This window comes from Kribbella sp. NPDC005582, assembly GCF_040605415.1.
Lineage (GTDB): Bacteria > Actinomycetota > Actinomycetes > Propionibacteriales > Kribbellaceae > Kribbella.
In genome coordinates this window covers 495,964-521,334 of sequence record NZ_JBEXCU010000005.1, presented here as the reverse complement: position 1 = coordinate 521,334, position 25,371 = coordinate 495,964, and the positions used below count along the sequence as shown (strand labels likewise).

Here is a 25,371-nt window from a genome sequence, read left to right as displayed (position 1 = left end):
CATGCCGGGGGTGATTTGCGCCAAAGGTTCACTCAGTCGCACTCAGTCCGAGCAGGCCACCGGGTCGTCGAAGTGACCCGGAGTGCCCGGATAGGCGGGTCCGACGGCGTGGCCGCCGTAGTCGGGGTTGTAGGCGAAGGCCAGTTCCCGGTACGCCGAGGTGCCGGCCGTGGTGACGTCGGTGGCCGCGCGACCGGCGCCCGAGCCCCAGGCCAGCAGGGTCAGGTAGTCCTGCATCGCCGGGGAGTGCTGCCGGATGTCGTTGAAGCCGCCGTACGCAGCGTTGCAGTGCGTGAACAGGTTGTAGGCGCCGTTCCAGTCGATCAGGCGGTCACCCGGGTTCGGCCCGTTCTCCGCGACGTCGGCCTGCATCACGTCGCGGTCCCAGCCGCCGTAGATCCAGTCCGTGCCCTGGTGGTGGTTGTTGTTCACCAGCGTGGCCGGATCGGCTGTGTCGTCGTCCTTGCCGGTCCACTGGAACCACAGGCACGGGTCGACCGTCACCTTGCCGGTCGTGACCGGCCAGTCGCCCGGCGCGCAGTTGCCCGGGAAGGCGCCGCGCGGGTTGAAGTCGAGGATGTCCGACCCGACCACATCCTTCTTCGCCGCGTCCGACTCCCCGACCCCACCGAAGATGTGGTCGACGAACCGGTCGTTCGTCCCGCGCGCATCCGGGTCGAACACGCCATTCTTCTGGCAGTCCGGCGTGGCCGCGTCGAGGACCGGGTCACAGCCCTTACCGCCCCACAGCACGTCCTCACCGTCGGCGCCGAACACCTGGTCGCCGCCGCTGTCCCCGTTGGCGAGGTCGTCGCCGTACCCGGCGTGGATGTTGTCCGCACCAGAGCCACCGCGGAGCCGGTCCCGGCCACCCACCGTGATGCCGTCGTGCGGCATCTCGGCGGCGGTCGAGGCGCCGATCCACTGGTCGCCGTCGACGTCGTGCTCCAGGTCGACCCGGCGGTCGTACGCCGCGCGCCGGAAGCCGACGTAGGTCTCGGCCGGCGGCGAGTTCATCGTGAAGGTGAACTGCGCCGGGCTGTCGCCGGTGTCGAGGTACTGGTTCACCACGCCGCCGCGGTCGCCGAGGATCGCGTCCTCACCAGCCTCACCGGAGACGGTGTCGTCACCCAGTTCGCCGTACAGGTCGTCGTCGTCCGCGCCGCCGAAGATGGTGTCGTTACCGTCCTGACCCCAGACTCCGTCGTCACCGGCCTCGCCGTACAGGGTGTCGTTTCCGAAGGCTCCTGCGACCTCACAGGTCGCCTGCGCCTCGGTGCAGAATCGCGTGCTCGGTTCGCCCAGGTCCGGATCGTGCGTCCGGGCCACGGTCGCACCGGCCGGCGGTGTGCCGTTCGGGTACCGATCCGCATAGACGCGCTCGGTCGCGCCGGTGATGGTGCGGATCAGCGATCCGTTGTCACCCAGTACGACGTCGTCCGCGCCGTCGGCCTCGACCGTGTCCCCGGTGTCCCGGAAGCCCTTGGCCGAGCTGCCACCGATCAGGTCGTCCTGACCGTCAGGTGCCAGCGCCCCCTCGAGTAGTGCCGCCGCACTCGCACTGCCCGGCCAGCCCGGGTCCGCGAGCGGCTGGACGGTAGTGAACGGCGAGTCCCCGGCCAGCGACAGGTCGCCGCGCAGGACGTCCGCACCGCCGTTGCCCTCGGCGTAGTCCGCCCGTGCACCACCAGAGACGAAGTCACCACCGTCCTGGCCGTACAGAACATCCACACCGTCGCCACCGGACATCCGGTCCGCGCCGAACCGGTCTGCCGGCGGTAGTGCCGACAGGTCGAGCCGGTTCACGATCCGCGGCGTCATCGGCGTACCGGCTGAGCCGAGTCGCACAGTGACCCGAGTCGGCGTCTGACCGGCAGCAGGACGCAGTACGGCGGCGTTGTCACCGGAGACCACATCGTCGCCCGGACCACCGAAGATGGCGTCCGCCGTGTCGAGCTGACCGGTCGCACCGGCCAGTGGCGTCGAGCTACCGCCGACCAGGTCGTCGTCGGCCAGATCACCCTCGATCCAGTCGCTTGCCTGACCACCCTCTACGTAGTCGTCCTCACCGTCGCCCTTGGCCCGGTCAGCACCGCCCTGGCCGTAGAGCACGTCCTGACCGCCGCCACCGGACATCTGGTCGTTTCCGGAGGTGTTGGCCGCCGGAGTCAGCCCCAGGTCGAGCAGCGTCACCACGTGGCCCAGTGCGAACCCACGCTGCCGAGTCACCGGAGTCGTCGCCGCCGGGTCGGTGGTCAGCGCGAGGATCGCGTTGTCACCGGTCAGCAGGTCAGCTCCGTCGTCACCGAAGAGCAGGTCCCCCTCGTCGGGACGTCCGACGCCGGCCGAGGCCTGTTCGAACGAGCCGCCCGCGATCGCGTCCTCACCGGCGTTGCCGTGCACCACGTCAGAGGCGTTGTTGCCCTCCAGGTGGTCGTTGTCGCCGTTGCCGTCGACGATGTCGCTGCCCAGACCGCCATACGCCGTGTCGTCGCCGTCACCACCGCGGATCCGGTCACCGGTTCCGGCGGCCGGGGTCGCGCCGTCGAGGTCGAGCGGTACGGCGAGCTCACCCACGGTGCCGTTGTCGCCGATCAGCCGGTCGTTGCCGAGATCGCCGTACAGGTCGTCGTCGCCGGTGTCGGTGCGGCCCGCGGCCCGGGTTCCGCCGTACAGGACGTCGTTGCCGGCGCCGCCAGTGATCCAGTCCTTGCCGTTGTTGCCCTCGACCACGTCGGCGTCCAGGCCGCCGTACTCGACGTCGTCGCCGATGTTGCCGAAGACCTGGTCGGCCCCGGCGTCGCCGTACAGGATGTCGGCGTCCGAGCCACCCCACAGCTGGTCGGCGTCGTCGCCGCCGCGCAAGGTGTCCTTGCCTTCCTGGCCGCAGACAAGATCGTTGCCTCCGGCAACCTCAGCGAGGTCGTCGGCACCGCCCGCCGAGACCGTGTCGACGGCCGCACCGCCGAGGATCCGGTCGTTACCGTCACCCGTCGCGGACTTGGTCTTCTCAGCCACCGGATCGGACGCGACCGACGCACCTGGAGCACACTTCTCGGCGTCGATCCGGGTGTCACCGAAGATCGTCGCCGGCCCGTCGCCACCAATGATGTGGTCGTTGCCCAGGCCACCGACCAGCGTCTTGCTGTTCGATTGGACGCTAGGCGGGAACGGCTGCTTGCCGACCTGGCGGAGCGGGCCGAACTCGACGCCGTTCACCTTGTCGACGCCGGTCACGTCGCCGACGGTTGCCGGCTCCGCGATCACGTAGTCGTCACCGGGACCGCCGTACACGGTGTCGGTGCCGTAGCCGCCGGTCAGTACGTCGTTGTTGCCGCCGCCCCGGATCGTCGCGCCCTGATCGCCCAGCGAGTGACTCGTCACGGTCTCGACCGCGGCGCTGCCCCAGACCTGGTCGTTGCCGGTGCCGGTGTCGACGGTGTTGATCGCGTTGAGGTCGGGCGGGCCGGCCGTGTCGTGGTCGAACTCGCCCTCGGCCGCGGTGAAGATCCGGTCCGCGTTCGAACCGCCGGTGAGCCGGTCGCTGCCGTCGTCACCGATCAGCGTGTTGATCCCGGCCTTGCGCGAACCGTCCGGCGCGTCGGCCGCGACCGCGACCTTGTCCGCACCGGCGTTGCCGCGGACCCGGTTCGTGCCCAGGCCGAGGCCGATCGAGTCGTCGCCCGGCTCCGGACCGTCGGCTGCCGCGGGTGCGGTCGGGTCGACCGTCGCGATCGTGTTCCAGTTGATCACGTCGCCCAGCTTGCTCGTCCCGTTGCCGTCCTGCTCGTTGTGCTTGACGTCCTTCTCGAAGCGCGCCGTGCCGAGCGACGCGTCGCCGGCCACCTTGTCGTCGCCGTTCCCGACCGTGATGGTGTCCTTGCCCGGACCACCCGCGACCACGGCCTTGGACGCCGTACCGCCGGTGTCCCCGGTGACGATGATGTCGTCGCCTTCCCGGCCGTCGACGTACGAGAGGCCGCGTCCGGTGGTGATCACATCGGCCTGCTTGCCGCCGATCACGACCGCGTCCTTGTCGAAGACCGCCGGAGTCTTGCCGGCGTTCTCGTCGGTGGTCTTCTTGCCGTCACCGATGAACGTGATCGCCATCGGCTTGTTGTAGCCCTCACCGTCGACCACGACCCGTTTCAGGTTCGGGTTCAGGTACTCACGCTGCTCGCCGAGCATCTGAACGGCGAAGCCGTCGAAGCCTCCGTCGGCACCGGTCGGGTCGGCCTTGGTCTGCGCGTAGTGCAGCGAGATGACCTTGACGGTGTCTTTCTCGACCGCCTTCGCGTCGTTGGTCCAGGGCTTGCCGCGCTGCGCGTCCTTGCCCCAGCGGCCGGCGAAGACCACGAGGGTGCCGTCGTCAGTTGTTCCGCCGAGTCGCGGCGGTGGCGGCTCACAGTCCGGCGCCACCGAGAAGTCGAGCAACGTCACGTCGGCCAGCGTGAAGCTGAACGAGACCGAGAAGATACTGACGCCGATGGTGATGTAGACCCGCAGGAACAGCGACAACCGGCCGCTGACCGTGAACAGACACAGCGGGTTGTTCAGCGCCGCGTGCAGGAACTCGCTGACCCGGAACTTGCCGTCCTTGTTCGGATCGTTCCAGGAGAAGCCGATGGTCAGGCGCAGACCACCTTCGATGCCGACGGTGATGATCACCGCGCTGACCGCGGCACCGGCCGCGATCTCACCGGTCAGCTGCACCACCGGCAGCGGTGCGCCGGAGTCGTCGACGGTCTTGAAGAACAGCCCGTCCAGTACGTCGACAGCCTCGACCGGAGCGCCGTTCTGCTGCGCCTCGACCGCCTTGCGGATGCCGTAGGTGTCCAGGCCAGCGACGATCCGCAGACTCACCGACGCCGAACCGGCCAGCGTGACGAAGACCGGCGGCGGTGCGTAGACCGGGCCGAACGACTGCCGCCAGCTGAAGCCGAGCGTCAGCGGACCGGAGTCGAACTCGACCAGCGTGACGTCACCGCCCATCAGCAGGTTGAACGCGTTCTGCGGCTTCTCGAGGATCGGGAACTTGATGCCGGACTTCTCCGCGTCACCCTTCTCCGGAGCCAGGCCCGCGCCACCGAAGATCTTGTGACCGGCCGCGTCCGGGTTCTGGTTCTTGGTGTTCAGCGCGGTCTTGATGTCGGTCGGCGACTTCTCGGTCACCTTCGCGTACATCTTGTCCGCGGTGGTCGGTGAACTGCTGGTGGTGAGTGCCTTGTCCCCGGCGATCTCGAAGTCACCGAGCGGGACGTAGCAGTCGTTGTCCTTGTTCGGACTGCACTTCGGCAGCCGGTTGATGAACTCGACCACCGCCTTGATCGTGTCGACGAACTCCAGCTTCGGGCCGTCTGCCAAGGTACTGAAGGCCTTCGCCAGCGTCATCAGCGTGACGTCGTCACCGCCGGCCATCCGGCTCAGGTCGGACAGCACCGGAATCGGCGCGTACAGCGTGTCCATCACCGGCTGCAGCGGCCCGGTGACCCGCTTCATCTCCTTGACCACGTCACCGAGCAGACCCTCGAAGAAGCTGCCCGCGCTGATTCCCACGTCCTTGAACGCGATGTATGGCGTCGGCAACGCATCCGCCGCCTGATTGTCGAAGACCCACTTGAGCTGGAAGTTCGCCCTGATCCCCGGGAACGCGGAGTGCACGTCCGCCTCGAGGTTCCAGTCCAGATCGAAGGTGCCCTTGATCGCGGTCCCGAACAGCCCGTCGGTCTTCCCCAGGTCGGCGAACTTCAGTTTGTTGTCCGTCGGCGTACAGGCCGGCTCGTCACCCTTGAAGCAGCTGGTGTCGCCGGGAGCCTTCAGGTCGACCTGGAACGCCCCGGCGAACAACGGCTTCTCGGGGGTGTGTCCCTCGCCCTCGGCCTTGGCGACGTTGATCTTGATGAAGGCGAGCTCTGCGACCATGGACTCCGGCAGATCGAAGGCCAGCCCGACCTGCAGCTCGGGCATCGCCTTCTTGTCCGGGCCCCAGCCGTCGTGGGTGTTGATGAAGAACCCGTCCTGCCTGGTCAGGCCGAGGCGGACGTGCAGCGCGAAGCCGGCTGCGACGCTGATCCCCTTCGTGCCTTCCTTGCCTTGGCGCAGCGCCAGACCCGGTACGCCGATGTCCAGCGGGATGTCGGTCTTGAAGCAGGGCTTGGGCGCACCGTCGTCCACACAGCCCAGGTCCTGACTGACCTTTCCACGCTGTGCGGTGAACTCCAGGTAGGCGCCGGTGATCTTGTCCAGCGGGCAGACCGCGAGCGCCTCGGAGCAGTCGAACGTCACCTTGACGTCGGCCGCCGCGATGTTCACCTCGGCGAGCGCCGTCGCCAGCTTGGTGTTGATGAAGTCCGCAAACTCCTTGGAGTTGGCCGGCCGGCCACCACCCGGAAGTTCGTTCCAGATCGACGCGCGCAGCTTCGCGCGCAGGTCGCCGATGAAGTTGGCGCCCTGCTGCAGGTCGTCGCCGACCAGCGGCAGCTTGCCCTCCAGGCTCGCGGTCCGGAAGGCCTGCTCGACCGCGGCCAGGTAGCCCTCGATCCCGTCACCGAAGTTCTTGAAGTCCAGGAGGGCCGCGCCGATCCGGTCGCCCAGATCGGTCGGGAACTCCAGCTTCTGCTTGGCGTCATCGGGCGCGGGCAGCGTGCCGGTCAGGTCGGCGAGCGTCGCCGGGTCGGTCGAGTCAGGAACCCGCAGCGCGATCTGGCCGATCGCCGTCCAGCCCGCGTCGGTGCCGGTGTTGTTCAGGTAGATCGGCAGGTTGCCGCAGACCATCAGCGGGGTCGTGAGCGTTTCGCCGCAGTTCACCGTGCCGTTGGAGGCGTTGAAGTTCACGCCGACCGCGGTCATGAAGGCGCTGAACGAGACTGGAGTGTCCGCGGCCGCGCCGCTCTTGGCCAGCGCGACGCTCAGGTCGGCCCTGGCCTGCGCCTTCTCATTCGCCGGCGCATCGACGGCCGGGTTGCCGAGGGCAATCGTCAGCGGACCGATCACGCCCTGGACGACGCCGTTCTCGAGTTTCGCCTTGGCACCAAGGCTGATGCTCGAGTCCTCGAGCACCTTCAGCGACGCGGCGTCGGCCGGACCTTCACCGGCCTTCAACGGCATCACCAGACCGACCTTGACCCGGCCGTCGACCTCCACCTGAGCCAGGCCGCTGGCCTGGGCACCGGCGAAGGTCTGGCCCAGCGAACCCAGCGCCAACCTGATCGGCGAGCCCGCGCGGTACTTCCGCTTCCAGTCCACGTCGAGAACCAGGTTCGGCTCGTTGTTCGACTCCAGGTAGCGGAACTTCACGCTGTCGGTACCCAGTGCCTTGTTCAGCAGCTCGACCGCGTCCTGCAGGCTGTCCGGCGTGTTCGCCAGCAGCTGGTCCGTGACGTCGTCCAACGCCGAGCGCATCATGTACGCCGTACCGGCGGCGGGCGCGGGCGCCCAGGGCTTCGTCATCGTCAGCGTCTTGCCGTCATCGGAGACCGACTGCACGATCGCGACCTGGGAACCGGCCACGATCGACCGGCCGACCAGCGACTGCGGGAACACCTCGGCGTCCTTGCGCGTCGCGTCGGTCAGCGTGTTCGCGCCGTACGAAACGCCCGATCCTGCGTTCGATTCGTCGCTGACCAGCAGGTCGCGCAGCGACTTGCCGAGGCCAGGAATCTCCTTGTCGTACACGCCCGAGCCCGCCGTGGTGTTGGCCTGCGCGAGTTGCTGCGACAGCGTCTGCAGCGTCTTGATCAGTGCGGTGAAGAGCGCCTTCGGGTCGGCCGCGTCGAAGTCCAGCGTGAAGAGTTCGCTGAGGTCGCTCGTGTCGATGGACATGGTGTTCGGCTTGGTCAGGTCCGTCCAGGTGGCCTTGAACGTCGTGGTCGCACCGGCGGGCAGGAACTGCTCGGCCCCCGGCACGGTCACCGCGACATCGCCGTACGCGCGGACGTTCACATCGACATCCAGCAGCGTGGCGGGCGAGTCGACGAGCTGTTTGAACAGTTCGGAGATCCGCAGGTCGCCTTGGTTCTTGAGGCCGATGGTGAGCATGCTGCCGGTCGCCGTACCGCCTGAACACGTTGCCGGCAGCGACGAGTTGCAGACCTTCAGCTGACCCTTGAGCAGCACCTTGAAGAAGCCTGCGTTCGCACTCAGGTCGACCGCGGTGTCGATCGGGAAGTCGGCCGACAACAGCTCCGAGCCGGTCCGGATCAGCACCCGATCCGTGTTCAGCGGCAACGCCGGTACGACGGTCTTCAGCGGACCGCTCTCCTGGGTGAACGGGCACGGCTTGGTGCTGCCCAGGAAGCCGACACAGGCCTGGCCGGTCCGCGGGTCCTGCAGATCCAGCACGACGGTCAGCTTCGTGCGGTACGACGGCGTGACCTTGGCGAACGTCTGGTCCGCGTTGGCGTTGACGATCCCCTTCCCGCCCTCGTCGACCTTGTTCGCGAAGCTCACCGCACCGGTGTGCGGCTCCATCCCCGCGATCACGTACGGCGTGTCCTTGAGCGGCTTGCCGCCGATCCAGTCCTGCTTCAGCGTGATCGTGCTCGCGTCGTTGCTCGCCACCTCACCGGCCGACGTACCGGCCACCACGCGGCGGCCCAGCCACTGGTCCGGCTCCCAGCCGGCACCCGTCACCGTCAACGTCTTGGTGTCGTAGGTCGCCTTGTTGCCCGAGGCAAGGACACTGATCGCGTCCAGGGCGGTCTGCGGCTTCGAGTCGGACATGCTCAGGGTCATGGCCAGCTTGCTCGCTGCCGCGTCCCAGTCCAGGTCGCTCAGGTCGATACCGGTCGCGGTGTCGAGCTTGTGCAAGAGGTCCTGGAGCGAGGTGAACGTCGGCTGACCGGCCTGCGCGGGGTCGGTGACCCCTTCGACGAAGCCCTTCTGGCCAGGCGACGGCACAGTGTTCGCCGCCAGGAAGTCCTTGAGCACCTGGTTGGCCTGGATCGCGTCGGACAGCGTGCCCTTCATGAACGGCAGGTCCAGGTCGCCGACGGTCGGCAGGTCGCCGTCCTTGTCCGGGTCGAACTTCGCCTTCTGCACGGCGGTGATCGTCGCGACAAGTTGCGCGAGCCCCTCGGCCAGGTCCTTCAGACTCATGTTCTGGAAGCGGCCGACGGTGGCGGCGAGATCCGGTGCGTCGACGACCGGAGCGCCGGTTCCGATGTCGTTCCAGTCGACCTTGATCGTCGTACTGATGGTGGTGGGCAGCGGTATGGCGGGGAGCGCGGTGGCCGCGGCGCCGAGCTTGAACTCGGCGTGCACGGAACCGCGGGTGTTCTCGTCGGAGTTGTCGATCGGCTGCGAGCCCAGCGAGTCCAGGCCGATGCTGAACAGGCCGTCGAGTGAGCCCTGCTGACCGAGCTCGCCGGTGGCGCCGAAGAACAGCTTGCCGTCGTTGTCCGGGTCCCCGACCGTGCCCGCGAAGTGGGCGTCGACATCGAGTGACGAGCCGGTGAGCGAGACCCCGAGGATGCCGATCGCGGCCGCCGCGGTCGCGTTGTCGATCGTCGCGTGCGCGTCCACGTCGAGTCGCGGGGTGCTGCTCGACCGAACCAGGTAGACCTTGTCGTCGGCGACGCCGGTCCAGACCACGCTGAGCGCGAAGCGGGACTTCAGGCTGACCGTGATGCCGTCCGACACCGCCAGCTCGACCTTCGGCGTGGCACTGCTGACCCGCAGATCCTGCTTGGTCACGGTGCGATCCACCGTCGCGACGATGTCGAGTCGCTTGCCGTCGCCGAGGTCGCTGACCGAGGTCTTCAGCCGGCCGCTGCGATCACCGTCGATGGTGATCGGCCGATCGACCTCGAGGTCGCCGAAGTCGGTCGCGGTCTTCAGCTCGTCCGCGATGCCCTTGGCAACCAAGTCGTTCAGCCCGAGCAGTCCACCGGGACTCGCGCCCACCAGCGGCAGTTGCGCCTTGAGCTTGTCGACTCCGGCCAGTCCGGAGGTCCAGGCGGCCAGGCTGTTCGCCTCACCGCCGGAGCCGAGCATCGCCAGGAGGTCGTCGACCCCGGCCTCGGCCGCGCGGGCCGGCAACGGCGTGTAGACGATCATCCCGATCAGCAGGCTGAACGCGGCAAGGAGCGCCGTCAGCCGGGATTGGACGAGCAAACGAGCACGACGGAACATCCCCATGTTTTGTGCACCCCCGCGGCCCTTGGATCCGCGCTTCCCCCTAGGTCGCGCAGTGGGCGACCCCCCAGCCGCCTACTGACCGTAAGCGGCTGAATTGATCCTGGCAATACTTCAAGTGCCCTTTGGGGCAGGCATCAGGTCACCACTTACCGTGGCCGTCTCGTCACATGGAGTAGATTCGCCGTCATGGTGAAGCGGGCTGTCGCACTGATCGCGGTGTTGTTGCTGAGTACGACGGGGACCGCGGCCGCGGAGCGCATCAAGCCGCTCGTGGTCGGCGGGACGCTAGCGAGTGCGGCCGAGGCGCCGTGGGCCGTGGTGCTCACCAACAAGGCCGCGGTACGTGAGTCCAAGCGCTGGTGCGGCGGGGTCCTCGTTGCCCCGGACAAGGTGCTGACCGCGGCACACTGCGCCGGCCAAGCAGCATCGTCGTACGGCGTGATTCAGGGGCGGGCTTCCCTGACCGATCTCGAGGTCGGGCGGTTCTCCGCGGTCAGCAAGGTCTGGGTTCACCCGAAGTACGACACGGAGAACAACCGCAACGACTTCGCCGTACTGACGTTGGCGAAGCCGATGACCGGCGTACCGGTGCTGGGGTTGGAGACGAGCGCGAAGGCGGACCGGCGCGGCGTCGTACCGACGGTGTACGGCTGGGGCAATACCTCCGGGACCGGGCCGGAGGACACGCTGCAGAAGCTCGCCGTACCGGACCTCGGGGACGCGACCTGCGCGGGCATCGACGGCTACACCGAGAACGGGTACACCGCGGCCGCGAACATCTGCGCGGGCTTCCTGGACGGCACCGGCGACGCCTGCCAAGGCGACTCCGGCGGACCGCTCGTGCTGAACGGGCGCCTGCTCGGCCTCGTCTCCTGGGGCAAGGGCTGCGCCGAACCGCGGTATCCCGGGGTTTATGCGGAGATCGCACCGGTCGCCAAGACGCTGCTGGAACAGGTTCGTTAAGGCGAAACATACCTGTCAGTACCGGCGTCAGGACGTCATCGCTCGGACACAGCGCGACAACACTTTGTCCTTACCTTTCTGGTCAACAACCCCGTTGCCCGGTGAGGAGAAGGCATGGCGCAGACCAGACGTCAGTTCCTGCAACAGGTCGGCATGACCGGTGGTGCCGGTGTGCTCTATTCGACGATGTCCGCCCTCGGTCTGACCGGACTGGCCGAGACCCCCGCGTTCGCCGCCCCGACGCGAGCCGATCTGAACGGCCGGCCACGCAAACACGTCGTGATTCTCGGGGCCGGAATCTCCGGCCTGACCTCGGCGTACGAACTCCTGAAGGCCGGCTACCGGGTGACTCTGCTCGAAGCCCGGCAACGACCGGGCGGCCGGAACTGGACCGTCCGCGGCGGGACGTCCGAGACCGACCTGACCGGCACGACCCAGCGCGCGCGGTTCTCGCCCGGGCAGTACATGAACGCTGGTCCGGGACGGATCCCCCAGCACCACGTGACACTCGACTACTGCCGCGAACTCGGCGTCGCAATCGAGCCGTTCGTCAACCAGAACGCCGACGCCTATCTCTACCGCGAGGGCACGACAGCCCTGTCCAACAAGCCGATCCGGCACCGCACCGCCAAGGCCGATGTCTACGGCTACGTCTCCGAACTGCTCGCGAAGGCGACCGATCAAGGCGCCCTCGACTCTTACCTGACCAGCACCGACAAGCAGGCGCTGATCGGCTTCCTGACCAGCTTCGGCTCGATCTCGGACAAGGCCGGCGGCTTCAAGTACACCGGGACCGACGGCCGTCGCGGCTACACCGTCGAGCCGGGCGCCGGGACCGAAGCCGGTACGACGGAATCGCCGTACGCGCTGAGTGATGTCTTCGCGAGCGGCGTCGGGAACTACTTCTCGTTCGAGTTCGGCTGGGACCAGGCGATGATGATGTTCCAGCCGGTCGGCGGGATGGACCGGATCCCGTACGCCTTCGAGCGGGCGATCGGCCGGGAGAAGATCCAGTACGGCGCCGAGGTGCTGGGACTGCGCAACACCAGCACCGGCGTCCAGGTCACCTACACGACCGGGTCCCGGCCGCGGGTCCTCACGGCCGACTTCGCGATCTGTTCGCTGCCACCGCACATCGCCGCGAAGATCCCGTCCAACCTGCCGACGCCCGTCGTCGACGCCCTGAAGTACGCCCGGCCGAGCAACGCCGGAAAGATCGGGATCGAGTACCGCCGCCGGTGGTGGGAAGAGGACCTGCGCATCTACGGCGGCATCACCAACAGCAGCCTCGACACCGGCAACACGTGGTATCCGTCGACCGGTTTCCACGGTCCCCGCGGCACGGTGATCGGCTACTACAACACCGGCACGAACGCGAACACGTACGGCGCCCTTTCACCCGCGGCCCGGCTCGAGCGAGCCGTTGCCCAAGGCACCAAGATGCACGGACCCGTGTACGGCCAGGAGATCGAGGCGGCGTTCTCGGTGAACTGGGCCGGCACGAAGTACTCCGAAGGATCGTGGGTCGGCTGGCCGTCGCAGACCGATGCAACCTACGCCCGTCTGCTCGAACCCACCGGCAACGTGTACTTCGCCGGTGACCATCTGTCCCATGCGATCGCCTGGCAGCACGGCGCCATGACGTCGGCCCGAGCCACCGTGACCGCACTACACCACCGGGTGGTGACGCACTCATGAAGCGCTCACGTGTGGCGGTAGGAGTCGCGGCGGTTCTCGTTTCGTTCACCGCGGGCGCCGGTACGGCGGCCGGCTGGTGGCACGATCCTCGTCCGCGACCGGGCACCGTCGTACCGGCTCTGCCCGCCGGGCAGGCCAACCCGATGATCGCGACCGGGGTCGGGATCGGCGCGAACACGCCGGTCTACAAGACCAGCGGGATCGGGCCGACCGCCCTCAACACCGCAGCGCCGGCCGGATCGGAGGCGTCGTACATCGACACTGTCGTCTTCCCTGGCGGGAACCTGTCGGCCGGCGTCACGATCACCGAGGCCCAGGGCATCAACGTCCTGCGCCGGATCGGCGAGAACCTGCAGGCAGCCGGTCTCACCTTCGCCGACGTCTACACGATGCGAGTGTTCCTGCAGAACCCCGCGGGCGCACCCACCGCCGACTTCGCCGGCTGGAACCGCGCGTACCGGCAGTACTTCGCCAACACCGACCTCACCACGGGTCAGTACGTGCCCGTTCCGTTGGGCACGGCGCCACCCGCCAAACCGTTCGTGGTCAACAAATCACGGCCCTCCCGCTTCGCCCTGGAGATCGAGAACCTCCCGGTCGGCGGCTGGCTCGTGGAGGTGGAGGTCGACGCGGCGTACCCGAAGCGTTGACACTGGAGTCATGACCGAGCCAGTTCGGGTGTTCAAGGCAGGTGACCTGGTCGCGGCCGACCCAACCTCCGGCATGCTGCGGATGCGAGCCTTCGAGCTCCCCATCCTGTGGGCGGGCCAGGTCATCACCGAGCCGGGCGCGATCTCCGGCTGGCACCACCACGACAAGAACGAGAGCAGCCTCTACATCGTCTCCGGCGTCCTCCGCCTGGAGTTCGAAGGCACCGACGAATACCTGGACGCGGTGGCGGGCGACTTCGTCCACGTCCCCGCCTTCACCGTCCACCGGGAGAGCAACCCGGCAAAGGTCCCCTCGCTGGCCGTCATCGCCCGCGCCGGCGGCGGGATCCCGACCGTCAACGTCGATCAGCCGAAGCGGTCGTAGGCCGGAATCGTGAGGAAGTCGACGTAGGTGTCGGCCAGCGCCACCTGCAGGAAGAGAGCTCGGGCCGACTGGTAGCGCAGCGAGTCGGGCAGCGCGTTGATCTCCTCGTCGGCGAGGCGCTCGACGAGCTCGGTGGTGACGGTCTCGCCGGTGTCGAGGACCACGCCGTTCTTGCGCCACTGCCAGATCTGCGAGCGCGAGATCTCGGCGGTGGCCGCGTCCTCCATCAGGTTGAAGATGCCGACGGCACCGGTGCCTTCGAGCCACGCAGCGAGATACTGCAGGGCGACACTGATGTTGTTGCGAAGGCCGGCCTCGGTCACCTCGCCGGGTGTGGCGGCGACGTCGAGAAGTTGCTCCGCGGTGACGTTGACATCCTCGCGGAGCTTGTCGAGCTGGTTGGGCTTGTCCCCCAGTACGGCGTCGAAGACCGCGCGGCAGGTCTCGACCATGCCCGGGTGCGCGACCCACGAACCGTCGAAACCGTCGCCCGCCTCGCGGGTCTTGTCGGCCTGGACCTTCGCGAAGGCCTGCTCGTTCACGGCCGGGTCCTTGCTCGGGATGAACGCCGCCATCCCGCCGATCGCGTGCGCGCCGCGCTTGTGGCACGTGCGCACCAGCAACTCGGTGTACGCGCGCATGAACGGCACGGTCATCGTCACACTGTTGCGATCCGGCAGCTGGAACTCGACGCCCCGGTCGCGATGCGTCTTGATCACGCTGAACATGTAGTCCCAGCGGCCCGCGTTCAGGCCGGCCGAGTGCTCGCGCAGCTCGTAGAGGAATTCCTCCATCTCGAACGCCGCCGGGTAGGTCTCGATCAGGCAGGTCGCGCGGATCGTGCCGCGCGGAATCCCAAGGGCCTCCTGAGCGGTGACGAACACGTCGTTCCACAGCCGCGCCTCGAGATGCGACTCCATCTTCGGCAGGTAGAAGTAGGGGCCCTGACCGCGGTCGAGCTGCAGTTGTCCACAGGCCGCGAAGTACAGCGCGAAGTCGACGAGCGACCCGGAGACCGGCTCACCGTCGACCAGGATGTGCTTCTCGGGGAGGTGCCAGCCGCGCGGCCGGACGACGATGGTCGCCAGCTCCTCATCGGGCTTCAGCGCGTACGACTTGGTCTCGGTGCTGAAGTCGATCTGCCGGGTGATCGCGTCCTTGAGGTTGAGCTGGCCGCCGACGACGTTCTCCCAGGTCGGCGTGTTCGCGTCCTCCTGGTCGGCGAGCCACACCTTCGCGCCGGAGTTCAGCGCGTTGATCGTCATCTTCCGGTCGGTCGGCCCGGTGATCTCCACCCGCCGGTCGACCAGCCCCGGCGCCGGCGGCGCGACCCGCCACTCCGGGTCGTCGCGGATGTCCTTCGTCTCCGGCAGGAATCCCAGGTCCGCCCCCGCCGCGATCGCCGCGATCCGCCCGGTACGGCGGTCCAGCAGCGACTGCCGGCGACCGTCGTACTCGCGGTGCAGCTGCTCGATCAGCCCGAGCGCACGCTCGGTCAGGATCTCGTCGTACCGGTCGTGCAGGGTCCCGATCACCTCGATGGCCATGGGTCTCACACTAGCTTCGGGAGGACCTCGCGGAGGAGCTGGGCGTGGTCTTCGGGGCGGGACAGGCCGTAGTTCATCGTGTTGACGCAGAGGTGGGTGGCGCCGAGATCGCGCCAGCCGTCGGCGTAGGCGCGCCAGTCCTGCTCGGGGACCGCGTTGAGGGACAGCCGGGCCTCGATGCCGATCTCCCGCGGATCACGACCTGCCCTTTCGGCGGATTGGCGGATCGTGCTCAAGTGCGCCCGCATCTGCTCGTCCGGCGGACCCTGCGGCATCCAGCCGTCGCCGATCTCCCCGGTCCTGCGCAGTACGGCGTCCGCGCCGCCGCCGAACCAGATCGGGATCTGGCGACCCGGGAGCGGGTTGAGGCCGGCCTCCTCGACCCGGTCGAACTTGCCCTCGTGAGTGATGACGGGGTCGGCCCAGAGCTTGCGGAGCAGCTCGACCTGCTCGGTCAGGCGTGCGCCGCGCTGACTGAACGGTACGCCGAGAGCGTCGTACTCGACCTGGTTCCAGCCGATGCCGACGCCGAGCCGCAGGCGGCCGCCGGAGAGTACGTCGACCTCGGCGGCCTGCTTGGCGACGAGCGCGGTCTGGCGTTGCGGGAGCACGAGGACACCGGTGACGAGCTCGAGCTCGGTCGTGATGGCGGCCAGGTAGCCGAACAACACGAAAACCTCGTGGAACAAGGACTTGTCGGTGTATCCGGTCCAGCCGGGGCGGTTCGCCGGGTCGGCGCCGAGGACGTGGTCGTAGGCCAGGACGTGCTGGTAGCCGGCATCCTCGACCGTCCGTGCCCAGTCGCGCACGACCGTTGGGTCCGGGCCGATTTCGAGTTGCGGGAAGACCGCTCCGATTCTCATGCCTTCATCAGCTCCAGAAGCCCTTGCACAGCTTGCTCGAACGGCTCGGGCGACCCGGCCGCGCGGGCGAGCACATAGCCGCCTTGCAGAACCGCGACGATCGTCGCCGCCAGCCGGTGCGGTTCCACGGTGGCCGCGAACTCGCCGTTTCGCTTGCCCTCAGCAATGATTTCGGCCAGTCGGCCGCGCAACCAGCCCAAGGTCTCGTCGACCGGCGCCCGGAGTTCCGGATCCGCGATCACCTCCGGGTCCGCGGCCAGCCGGCCGACCTGACATCCGCGCAGCACCTCCCGGTCGCGTTCGAGATAGCGGGTGATCCGCTCCTTCGCCGTACCGGGGGTGCTGAACTGCTCCTCGGCCGCGGCGCGCAGCTCGGCCGCCGAACGCTCGATCGCAGCCTTCGCCAACTCGGACTTCCCACTGAAGTGGTGGTACATGCTGCCCTGGCCGGCACCCGCCGCGGCCTGGATGGCCTTGGGGCTGGTGCCCACATAGCCGCGCTCCCACAACAACTCCTGCGTGCTGCGGATCAACCGCTCCACCGTCTCCACTCCACCACTGTACCCACAGGTACAGCGTGTGGCGTGGTTCATGTCGGATCGCCGGGGCGTGGATCGGACCGATAGTCTCGGGGGACTATGAGCACCAGCGTCGCCATTGCGGTAATCACGTTTAGGCGGCCTGGTCTGTTGCGGGGTCTGTTGACGAGTTTGCAGGCCCAGGAACTGCCGGAAGGCTCCGATTACGCGGTCCGGATCGTGGTGGTGGACAACGATGCCGACGGCACCGCGGCCCAGGTGGTGGCGGCCTTCGACGGCGATCGGTACCCGATCGAGTCGGTGGTGGAGCCGGAGCCCGGGATCCCGTTCGCCCGTGAGCGCTCGGTCGAACTGTGCTGGAACGACGACGCGCTGATCTTCGTGGACGACGACGAGGTGGCGCCGCCGAACTGGCTGGCGACCCTCCTGGACGCCTGGGAGCGGACCGGCGCCGACGTCGTCACCGGCCCGGTGAAGGGCAACCTTCCCGAAGGCGCTCCACCGTGGAACCACTACAGCGACGTCCACGACTCGACCGGCCGGCACAGCACCGGCCTGGAGATGCGCAAGGCGTACACGAACAACACGCTGGTCAGCCGCCGGGTCTACCACACGGTCACGCCGGGCTTCCATCCCGCGTTCCGCTACACCGGCTCCAGCGACCTGCACTTCTTCCTCCGGGTGCACCGGGCCGGTTTCCGGATCGTCTGGTGCGAGGAGGCGGTGATCGCCGAGGAGGTTCCGGCCGCGCGGACCACGCTCAGCTGGCTGGTACGGCGTGCCTTCCGCTCCGGCAGCGGGGACACGATCAGCAGGCTGCTGATCCGCCCCGGCCTGGTCAGCTACGTCCTGGTGCTGGCCTATGCTTCGGCCCGGGTGGTCTCGGCGATCGGTTTCGCGCTGGCCGGACTACTGCTCGGCCGGAAGACGCACCTGCTGAAGGCAGTCCGCCGGTTCTTCTCCGGTGTCGGCAGCCTGGCAGGCATAGTAGGGATCAACCATGACGAGTACCGGGAACGGCACGGCGCCGAACACGACGGTGGCGAGCCTGTGCCGGGCGATCTGGCAGGTGGAGCGGGAACTGAATCTGCTCGACTGGCAGATCCGGGGCGCGCACCCGTGGCCGATCATCCGGATGCGCGTCTTCCATGAGCTGACCCGTCGCAGCGGCATCCACGGCGTTCCCCACCCGGTACGCCGTTCCACCGGCGACAAGCTCGGTCTGGTCGGGCGGCACGTGGCCGGTCTCGCGACCCGCAATCCGTTCGTCGGCCGGTACTCGTCTCTCGTCGTACCGCATCCGCGGAAACCGGACGGTGTCGAGATCTACACCTCCGAGCTCCGCTCGTTGCTGGGTCCGTCCGCGCTGATCCTGGATTCGGGGATCAACGGCGTCCCGCTGCCGGGGAGCCGCAATCTCGACTTCTTCACGTCGGCCTCCGGGGCCGTTCACGCGCGGTCGGCCGACGATCGCGGTGTGAGCGCCGCCTTGGAGTCGTTGACCGGTGTTTCGGTGCCGGTCGGTGCTCTGCTCGCGCGTGAGGTGCCCAAGCATTTGCGCCTGCGTGCTCTCTACCGTCGGTTGCTGCGTCGGCATGGCATCAAGACCGTGTACGTCGTCGTGGCCTACTTCCACCAACACATCGTCGGTGCGGCCCGCGACCTCGGCATCCGCGTCGTCGAGCTCCAGCACGGCGCGATCAGCCCGTTCCACCTCGGCTACAGCTACCCCGGCCGGCCGGCGGTCGCCGACCAGCCCGACGAGCTGTGGACCTTCGGCTCCTATTGGTCCTCGGTCGCCGACCTCCCCGCCGGCATGCAAGCCTCCGTCATGGGCGCGCCCTACCTGCCGAAGCCCGGCCCGAAGGATCCGTCGCTGGCGGTCTTCCTCTCCCAGGGCACAACCGGCGGCGACCTCCTCCACATCGCCTCCTCGGTCGCCAAGGCCAACCCTGACCTGAAGGTCCTCTTCCGCCTCCACCCCAGCGAACACGCCGCCGACTACAGCCCCGCACCCGGCGTCGAGCTTTCCACCTCAGGGAACACGCTCGATTTGCTCGCTCGAGCGACGTACCAGGTAGGCGTCTCCACCACCGCCCTCTTCGAAGGCATGGCCCTAGGCTGCCGCACCGCGGTCGCCGACCTCCCCGGCCACGAATACCTAGCCGGCCCGATCGCCGCCGGCCACGCAATGCTGCTGACCGACCCCAGCAAGCTCACGACCGCCCCCCTGTGCCCCACCCCCGACATCTACTACGCCCCGAGTGCCGTACGCCGCCTCGTCCCACCACTTTGAGCACCCCTCGACCACGTTTGGGCCGTAGAAGTGGTTGAACCGTGCTCAAGGTGGATTGTCGGTGGCGGCTTCTAGGGTCGGCGCATGCGGAGTGTGGAGCTGGGCCGGACCGGATTACGTGTCAGCAAGCTGGGTCTGGGGCTCGCCTCCATCGGTGGCATGTTCGCCGCCGTACCGGAGTCGCAGGCGATCGCGACCATCGACCGGGCGTGGGAGCTCGGGGTGCGGCTATTCGACACCGCGCCGGTCTATGGGTACGGCCTGTCCGAGCAGCGGACCGGGCTGGCGCTGCGTGGCCGGCCGCGGAATCGCTTCGTGCTCGCCACCAAGGTCGGCCGGCTGATCGAGCCCGGCGGCCCCGACCTGCAGCCGATCTGGGCCGAACCACCAGCCGGCGTCGGTCCCCGACTCGACTACTCGTACGGCGCGGTGATCCGCTCGTTCGAGGCGAGTCTGGAGCGGATGGGCATCGACCGGATCGACATCCTGCACATCCACGACCCTGACCTCGACTTCTTGACCGCCTCGACGGATGCCCTCCGCGCGCTGAACGAACTGCGCGGCCGTGGCGCGATCCGCGCGATCTCGCTCGGGGTGAACCACGCTGATGTCGCCGCCCGGTTCCTGCGCGAGACGGGGTCGGCCGGCCCTGATTGCATCCTGCTCGCCGGTCGCTACACACTGCTCGATCGCTCCGCCACGGACGAGCTGTTGCCGCTCTGCTCGAAGCTGGGTGTCGCGGTGCTTGCGGCCGGAGTCTTCCAAGGCGGCGTCCTCGCCGACACCGCTGAGGGTGCGCCCAACGGTTATGCCCGGGTCCCGCCTTCGCTGCTCGCCCGGATCGATCGACTCCGGTCGCTGTGTCGGCGGTACGACGTACCGCTGCTTGCTGCGGCGGTTCAGTTCCCGTTGGCGCATCCCGCCGTACCGGCTGTAGTGGTCGGCGCACGCAGTCCGCAGGAGATCACCGAGGTCGTCGGCTGGCTCGAACACGCCATCCCGGAAGCCTTCTGGGCAGAGCTCTCCACCTACTAAGGTCGGCGCATGCGGTTCATGCTGCTCCACAAAACCAACGATGGACTCGAAGCCGGCAACCCGCCCGACCCCGAGGTCCTCGCCCGCGCCGACGCGGTCCTCGAGGAGATGCGCCAAGCCGGCATCCTCCTCGTCGCCGAAGGCCTGATGCCCAGCGCCCACGGCGCCCGCATCTCGGTAGCCCAGCCCGGCCCGCCCCGAGTCCTCGACGGCCCCTTCGCCGAAACGAAGGAACTCGTCGCCGGCCTCTCGATCATCCGCGTCGACTCGAAAGAAGACGCCATCCACTGGGCCCTCCGCTTCGCCGAAGCCGACCCGTACACCGAGATCGACATCCTCGAAATCGCCGGCTAGCAGTCCACGGCGGACCTGCACGCCATCACAATCGCCGCACCCCACCACCTCCACGCCTGGCCGGTCTCCCGGTTCGCCACTTGTGATGGCCTCCACGTCCGCACACGTCGGCAACTCACGGCCGCGGGCTCCCACCGGCCTCCGCGTCCGCACCCGCCAGCCCCCACCCACCGAGCTCCGCGTACACCCGCCGGTCCCCTCACCGCCACGTACACACGCCAGCTCCCACCGCTCTGCGTACACCCGCCGGTCCCCACCCACCGCCACGTACACGCCAGCTCCCACCGACCTCCGCTCACGTCGATCTACCGCGGACCGCCGGCACTGTCCAAGCACCACCGCGCGCGCTCGCTCACGCCTGAGCACGCTTGTCGCGTCCTCTGTGGGAGCAGTTGGTGAGTGGTGGCGGTCCGCCCGCACTTCCGCCGAACGACAGGAGGTGTCGGGTGGGAAGCGGCGTCGGGCGGGTGACTCAGGCGCGGGCTGGGTATGCGCACACGTCTACGTCCTGCCGGTCGGGTGACCGGTGGGACGAATGCGGCGCCTACGGGCTGTGGGTCGGGTGGGTGCGGGGTGGGGCGGTGGATTGGTGGACCAGGAGGTCGGCGGGGAGTAGGTGGGGGTTGGTGTCGGGGGTGCCGGTCATGAGGTGTTCGAGGAGGGTGGCGGCTTGGCGGCCCAGCTGGTCTCGGGGCATGGAGACTGTGGTGAGGGTGGCTTGGCCGGTCCAGTCGAGGGAGAGGTTGTCGAAGCCGACGACCGAGAGGTCGGCGGGGACGTCGACGCCTAGCTCGCGGAGACGGGAGAGGGCGCCTTGGGCGACCAGGTCGTTGTAGGTGACCACGGCGGTCGCAGGGGTACGGCGGATCTGGTCGGCCGCGGCGTACCCATCGGCGGCAGTACCTCCGCACGGGATCACGGTCAGGCGCAGACCGAAGGCTGCGGCTGCTTCTAGGGCGCGGATGCGTTCGGCGTTCGCCCAGGAGGCTTCGGGGCCGCTGAGGTAGGCGACGTCGCGGTGGCCGAGTTGGGCGAGATGCCCGCAGATGAGCGTCGTACCGCCGGAGAAGTCGACTGAGATCGACGGTACGGCGAGGCCGGGGACGATGCGGTTGACCAGCACCATCGGGTGCCCGCGGTCGGCCAGTTCGACGAGTTGGTCGCGGGGCATCCGGGGTGAGCAGAGCAGCAGGCCGTCGCAGCTGCGGAGGAGATCGGCGACGAGCTCGGGTTCGACGGCCGGGTTCTCCTCCGACTCCATGATCATCACGCGGTGACCGTTGGCGCGAGCGACCGCGCTGACCGCTTTGAGAATCTCCGGGAAGTACGGGTTGGCCAGGTCCGGGACGAGGACTCCGATCGTGCCCCAGCGCCCCTTGGCCAAGCCTTGCGCCGCCGCGTTGGGCCGGTAGCCGAGCGTGCGGACGGCCGCCTGGACGCGGCCGGCCAGGACCGCGTCGACCTTCGCCGTCCCGTTCAGGACCCGCGAGACCGTGGCCGGGGAGACGCCGGCGGCCGCGCCGACATCGGTGATCGTCACCCGCCGGGTGTTGGCCCGCAACCGCCTCACCTTCCTGAAAGCCCTTCCTCAGAATCAGTCATCCACAAGGTCATGCACAACCTGTGGATATGAAACCGCTTTCTCAGGCCCTTGCCTCTGTCGACCCGCCGGATCTACTCTGGGTGAATTCGGCAAACGCTTACCAACAGGAGTGAGGCCCGTGAGCCACGGTGTGTTCGCGTACACGTGGGACTTGGTCGGCGACCCGGAGGCGGCCGCACGGATCGCCGGGCTCGGCGCTGACACCGTCACGCTGCAGGCGGCGTACCACTCGGTGCGCGGAGTCACCCCCTGGCACCCGGCCCACCGCGTCGTCCACGCCGAGTACGCCGCGGCGTACTTCCGGCTCCGCGACGATCGCTGGACCGGCCTCCGTCCGCTGGCGCCGAGCTGGGGTGTGGATAACCCCGACCGCTTCGGTACGGCGGCCGCCGCGCTCACAGCCGCCGGTCTGTCGGTGGAAGCGTGGCTGGTGCTGACGCACTCGTCCGCGCTCGGCGCCGCGCACCCGGAGCTCACCGTGCGAAACGCGTACGGCGAGCGCTACCCCTACGCGCTCTGCCCGTCACACCAGGCGGTCCGCGACTACGCGCTCACACTCGTGAGCGAGATCTGCGCCCAGTACGACGTCGGCGCGCTGATGCTCGAAGCCTGCGGCTGGCTCGGCTTCGACCACGGCAGTCACCACGAGAAGACCGAAGGCGCCGAGCTCTCGGTCACCGCCCGCCGCCTGCTCTCCCTCTGCTTCTGCGAAGCCTGCCGTACGGCGCTCGGCCCGGACGCCGACCGATTGGCCCGCGAGGTCCGCACCGCCGTGGATGCGGAACTCCAGGGCCTCCCCGCACCGCGGGTCGAGGCCCCTGCATTGCTCGACCACCGAGCAACCGTCATCGGCGAACTGGTCCGCGAGAGCAAGTCGCTGGCCGGAGATCGCCAGGTGTTGCTGATGGCAACCGACGACCCCTGGGTGACCGGCCCCGACGTCGGCATCGACTTCAGCACCGTCGCACCAGACGCCTTCGTCCTCAAGTGCTGGGGCGATCCAGCCGCAGCCGCCCGCCAACTGAAGGCAGCAGCCGCCCGAACCACAGTCCCGTTGATCGCCAACGTAACCGCCCTCGACACCCAGTGGGACGGCATCACCGAACTACTGGAAGCGGGCGCCGGCGGAGTCCGCTACTACCACGCAGGCCTAGCCTCCAAAGCCCGCCTAGACCGCATCCGCACAGCCATCGCCGAGGCCACCCGATGACAGAGGACAAAGGCAGGGCGGATGGGGCTGGGGTGGTGCTGGTGATGGTGCCGCCGCAGGGTGCGGCGACAGCTGACTGGCCGGCTCGGCTGGAGGCCGCCGTACCGGGGGTGGAGGTGTTGCGGCCGGCTAGTGAGGTTGAGGCGGCTGAGGTGATGGGGCGGGCGGACGCGGCGTACGGGGTGTTGCCGGTGGAGTTGTTGCGGGGGGCGACGCGGTTGCGGTGGTTGCAGGCGCCGCAGGCTGGGCCGGCGCCTGAGTTCTACTACCCGGAGCTGGTTGAGCATCCCGTGGTGGTGACGAACATGCGGGACACGTACACCGATCACGTGGCGGCGCACACTCTCGCGTTGGTGTTGGCGATGGCTCGGGGGTTGCCGCGGTATGTGCGCGACCAGGAAAAAGCTCGGTGGGCGCCGGACTGGGATCCGAGCGCGGTACTGGCGCTTGGGGAGGCGTCGGCGCTTGTCGTCGGCGCGGGCGCGGTGGGCGCGGAGGTTGGGCGGCTGTTGAGCGAGCTCGGGGTGACAGTCACGGGGGTTGATGCGCGGATCACCCAAGCACCCAAGGGATTCGTGGCGGTGCATCCCGTCGGCGAGCTGGACGAGCTACTGCCGACCGCGGACATCGTCGTGCTCACGGTGCCGCACACGCCGGCCACCGAGGGGATGATCGACGCCCAGCGACTGAAGCACTTCAAGCCGACCGCACTGTTCGTGAACGTCGGACGTGGCCCGACCGTGCGCCTCGATGACCTCGCCCAGAGCCGGCTTGGCGGGATCGCGCTCGATGTGTTCGAGACCGAGCCGCTGCCACCGACACACCCGCTGTGGACCAGGCCCGACGTACTGATCACGCCGCATGTGGCCGGCGCCGGCCCGCATGCGAACGAACGACGATTCGCCGTACTGCTGGAGAACACCCGTCGGTTCCTCGCTGGGGACCCGTTGATCAATCAGGTCGACAAAGCCCAGCGGTTCTGATGATTGTCCACCGCCCCGAAGGAGAACAGCATGTTCGTCCGAGCACTTCTCGCCACCGCCCTGCTCGCTGCGTCAACCACCGCACCGATCGCGACCGCTGCTACCACTGGCTGTTCCACGCCTGGTGACGTGCTGAACCTGACCAACTGGAAGCTGCAACTCCCCGTCGACGACCCGAACCAGTCCGGTACCCAGGTGCTGGAGATCACCCAGCCGACGCTCGACAACTACGAGCGGCGTCCGTGGTTCGTCGACCTGCCGAACTGCGGCGGCGTCCGGTTCCGCAACGCGGTCAACGGCGTCACGACGCCGAACACCAGCTACGCCCGCTCCGAGCTACGCGAGATGCGCGGCTCGTCGGGCGCCTCGTGGTCGTCGACCTCCGGCACGCACACGATGGTGATCGACCAGGCGATCACGCACCGCCCGAACACCAAGCCGCAGGTCGTCGCCGGTCAGATCCACAACGGCAACGACATGGCGACATTCCGGCTGGACGGATCCAGCCTGTACGTGACCAACGAGAACGACACGCACTACAAGCTTGTCGACGGAAACTACACACTGGGCAAGCGGTTCCAGGCCAAGTTCGTGGTCAGCAACGGCTCGATCAAGGCCTACTACAACAACGTGCTGCAGGCAACGATCCCGAAGTCGTTCACCGGCGGGAACTTCAAGGCCGGCGTCTACACCCAGGCCAACTGCACGAACTCGTCACCCTGCGACACCAGCAACTACGGCGAGACCGTTATCTACAACGTCACCGTCACGCACAGCTGACGCGCGCTGGGGCCCCGAGCGAGGGGCCCCAAACCGTCAGGCCAGCGTGCCCTCTTCGGCGACCACCAGTGAGTCGATAGCAGCGAAGAACCGCGCGACCCCAGGCAGGTTGCCGCCCTTCTCACGCGAGGCCGCGAAGTCCTCCGCGGTCTCCCACTCGACGATGTCGAGCCACTCGTTGTCGGGCAGCTGCACGAGCCGGGCGTTGCGGAAACCCGCCCGGTCGGCGGCGAAGTCGGCGAGCATCTCGGCCCGGGCCGCCAGCAGCTCCTCGGTCTTCTCGGGCAGCACCCGGAAGCGGGTCAGTTCGACGGTCGTCATCAGCAGA

The 25,371-nt window shown here is 68.3% G+C and carries 17 protein-coding genes; 11 read left to right on the top strand and 6 right to left on the bottom strand.

The features are described 5' to 3' along the window. Positions 1 to 42: 42 nt before the first annotated feature. Positions 43 to 10,137, bottom strand: a complete 10,095-nt coding sequence (locus ABZS29_RS28870; protein WP_355466441.1) for a calcium-binding protein — start codon at positions 10,135 to 10,137, stop codon at positions 43 to 45. A 186-nt stretch (positions 10,138 to 10,323) separates the two neighbouring features. Here ABZS29_RS28870 and ABZS29_RS28865 point away from each other — a divergent pair, with 186 nt between their 5' ends. The 4 genes from ABZS29_RS28865 to ABZS29_RS28850 all read left to right on the top strand — a co-directional run bounded on the left by ABZS29_RS28865 (position 10,324) and on the right by ABZS29_RS28850 (position 13,833). Continuing rightward, positions 10,324 to 11,100: a serine protease gene (locus ABZS29_RS28865; protein ID WP_355466440.1), complete on the top strand. Its 777-nt coding sequence runs from the start codon at positions 10,324 to 10,326 to the stop codon at positions 11,098 to 11,100. A 114-nt stretch (positions 11,101 to 11,214) separates the two neighbouring features. Then, entirely contained in the window at positions 11,215 to 12,798 is a 1,584-nt protein-coding gene (locus ABZS29_RS28860) for a flavin monoamine oxidase family protein (RefSeq protein ID WP_355466438.1), read from the top strand. Beyond that, a complete protein-coding gene (locus ABZS29_RS28855) occupies positions 12,795 to 13,448 on the top strand; it encodes a Rid family hydrolase (protein WP_355466436.1) in 654 nt (217 codons plus the stop codon). Before ABZS29_RS28860 ends, ABZS29_RS28855 begins: the two co-directional genes overlap by 4 nt. Before the next feature lie 10 nt (positions 13,449 to 13,458). After that, the gene (locus ABZS29_RS28850; RefSeq protein ID WP_355466434.1) at positions 13,459 to 13,833 is read left to right on the top strand and encodes a cupin domain-containing protein; all 375 of its coding nucleotides are present in this window, start codon (positions 13,459 to 13,461) and stop codon (positions 13,831 to 13,833) included. Here ABZS29_RS28850 and aceB read toward each other — a convergent pair. From aceB to ABZS29_RS28835, 3 genes are read right to left on the bottom strand one after another with little or no spacing between them, the layout of a single operon-like run. Continuing rightward, entirely contained in the window at positions 13,815 to 15,380 is a 1,566-nt protein-coding gene (gene aceB / locus ABZS29_RS28845) for a malate synthase A (RefSeq protein WP_355466432.1), read from the bottom strand. The genes ABZS29_RS28850 and aceB overlap by 19 nt on opposite strands. Positions 15,381 to 15,385: 5 nt before the next feature. After that, positions 15,386 to 16,243, bottom strand: a complete 858-nt coding sequence (locus ABZS29_RS28840) for an LLM class F420-dependent oxidoreductase (RefSeq protein ID WP_355466430.1) — start codon at positions 16,241 to 16,243, stop codon at positions 15,386 to 15,388. Next, the gene (locus ABZS29_RS28835; protein ID WP_355466428.1) at positions 16,240 to 16,794 is read right to left on the bottom strand and encodes a TetR/AcrR family transcriptional regulator; all 555 of its coding nucleotides are present in this window, start codon (positions 16,792 to 16,794) and stop codon (positions 16,240 to 16,242) included. Before ABZS29_RS28835 ends, ABZS29_RS28840 begins: the two co-directional genes overlap by 4 nt. 87 nt (positions 16,795 to 16,881) lie before the next feature. Here ABZS29_RS28835 and ABZS29_RS28830 point away from each other — a divergent pair, with 87 nt between their 5' ends. From ABZS29_RS28830 to ABZS29_RS28815, 4 genes are all read left to right on the top strand, one after another. Continuing rightward, positions 16,882 to 17,934: a glycosyltransferase gene (locus ABZS29_RS28830; RefSeq protein WP_355466427.1), complete on the top strand. Its 1,053-nt coding sequence runs from the start codon at positions 16,882 to 16,884 to the stop codon at positions 17,932 to 17,934. Continuing rightward, a complete protein-coding gene (locus ABZS29_RS28825) occupies positions 17,918 to 19,078 on the top strand; it encodes a hypothetical protein (RefSeq protein ID WP_355466628.1) in 1,161 nt (386 codons plus the stop codon). The genes ABZS29_RS28830 and ABZS29_RS28825 overlap by 17 nt, the downstream gene beginning before the upstream one ends. A gap of 84 nt (positions 19,079 to 19,162) precedes the next feature. Then, positions 19,163 to 20,113 carry an aldo/keto reductase gene (locus ABZS29_RS28820; protein WP_355466425.1) on the top strand — a complete coding sequence of 317 codons (951 nt, stop codon included), beginning with the start codon at positions 19,163 to 19,165 and terminating at the stop codon, positions 20,111 to 20,113. A 9-nt stretch (positions 20,114 to 20,122) separates the two neighbouring features. Beyond that, positions 20,123 to 20,467, top strand: a complete 345-nt coding sequence (locus ABZS29_RS28815) for a YciI family protein (RefSeq protein WP_355466423.1) — start codon at positions 20,123 to 20,125, stop codon at positions 20,465 to 20,467. Positions 20,468 to 21,011: 544 nt separating this feature from the next. Here ABZS29_RS28815 and ABZS29_RS28810 read toward each other — a convergent pair. Further along, positions 21,012 to 22,028 carry a LacI family DNA-binding transcriptional regulator gene (locus ABZS29_RS28810; RefSeq protein ID WP_355466421.1) on the bottom strand — a complete coding sequence of 339 codons (1,017 nt, stop codon included), beginning with the start codon at positions 22,026 to 22,028 and terminating at the stop codon, positions 21,012 to 21,014. A gap of 160 nt (positions 22,029 to 22,188) precedes the next feature. On the opposite strand from ABZS29_RS28810, the gene ABZS29_RS28805 reads away from it, so the two are divergent. From ABZS29_RS28805 to ABZS29_RS28795, 3 genes are read left to right on the top strand one after another with little or no spacing between them, the layout of a single operon-like run. Beyond that, positions 22,189 to 23,280: a hypothetical protein gene (locus tag ABZS29_RS28805; protein WP_355466419.1), complete on the top strand. Its 1,092-nt coding sequence runs from the start codon at positions 22,189 to 22,191 to the stop codon at positions 23,278 to 23,280. After that, positions 23,277 to 24,263, top strand: coding sequence for a D-2-hydroxyacid dehydrogenase (locus ABZS29_RS28800; RefSeq protein ID WP_355466417.1), 987 nt, complete (start codon positions 23,277 to 23,279; stop codon positions 24,261 to 24,263). The genes ABZS29_RS28805 and ABZS29_RS28800 overlap by 4 nt, the downstream gene beginning before the upstream one ends. Positions 24,264 to 24,293: 30 nt before the next feature. Next, positions 24,294 to 25,043 carry a polysaccharide lyase family 7 protein gene (locus ABZS29_RS28795; protein ID WP_355466415.1) on the top strand — a complete coding sequence of 250 codons (750 nt, stop codon included), beginning with the start codon at positions 24,294 to 24,296 and terminating at the stop codon, positions 25,041 to 25,043. Between the two features lie 36 nt (positions 25,044 to 25,079). Here the strand turns inward: ABZS29_RS28795 and ABZS29_RS28790 are convergent, their stop codons facing one another. Then, the gene (locus tag ABZS29_RS28790) at positions 25,080 to 25,364 is read right to left on the bottom strand and encodes an antibiotic biosynthesis monooxygenase (protein ID WP_355466413.1); all 285 of its coding nucleotides are present in this window, start codon (positions 25,362 to 25,364) and stop codon (positions 25,080 to 25,082) included. Between the last annotated feature and the right edge of the window lie 7 nt (positions 25,365 to 25,371).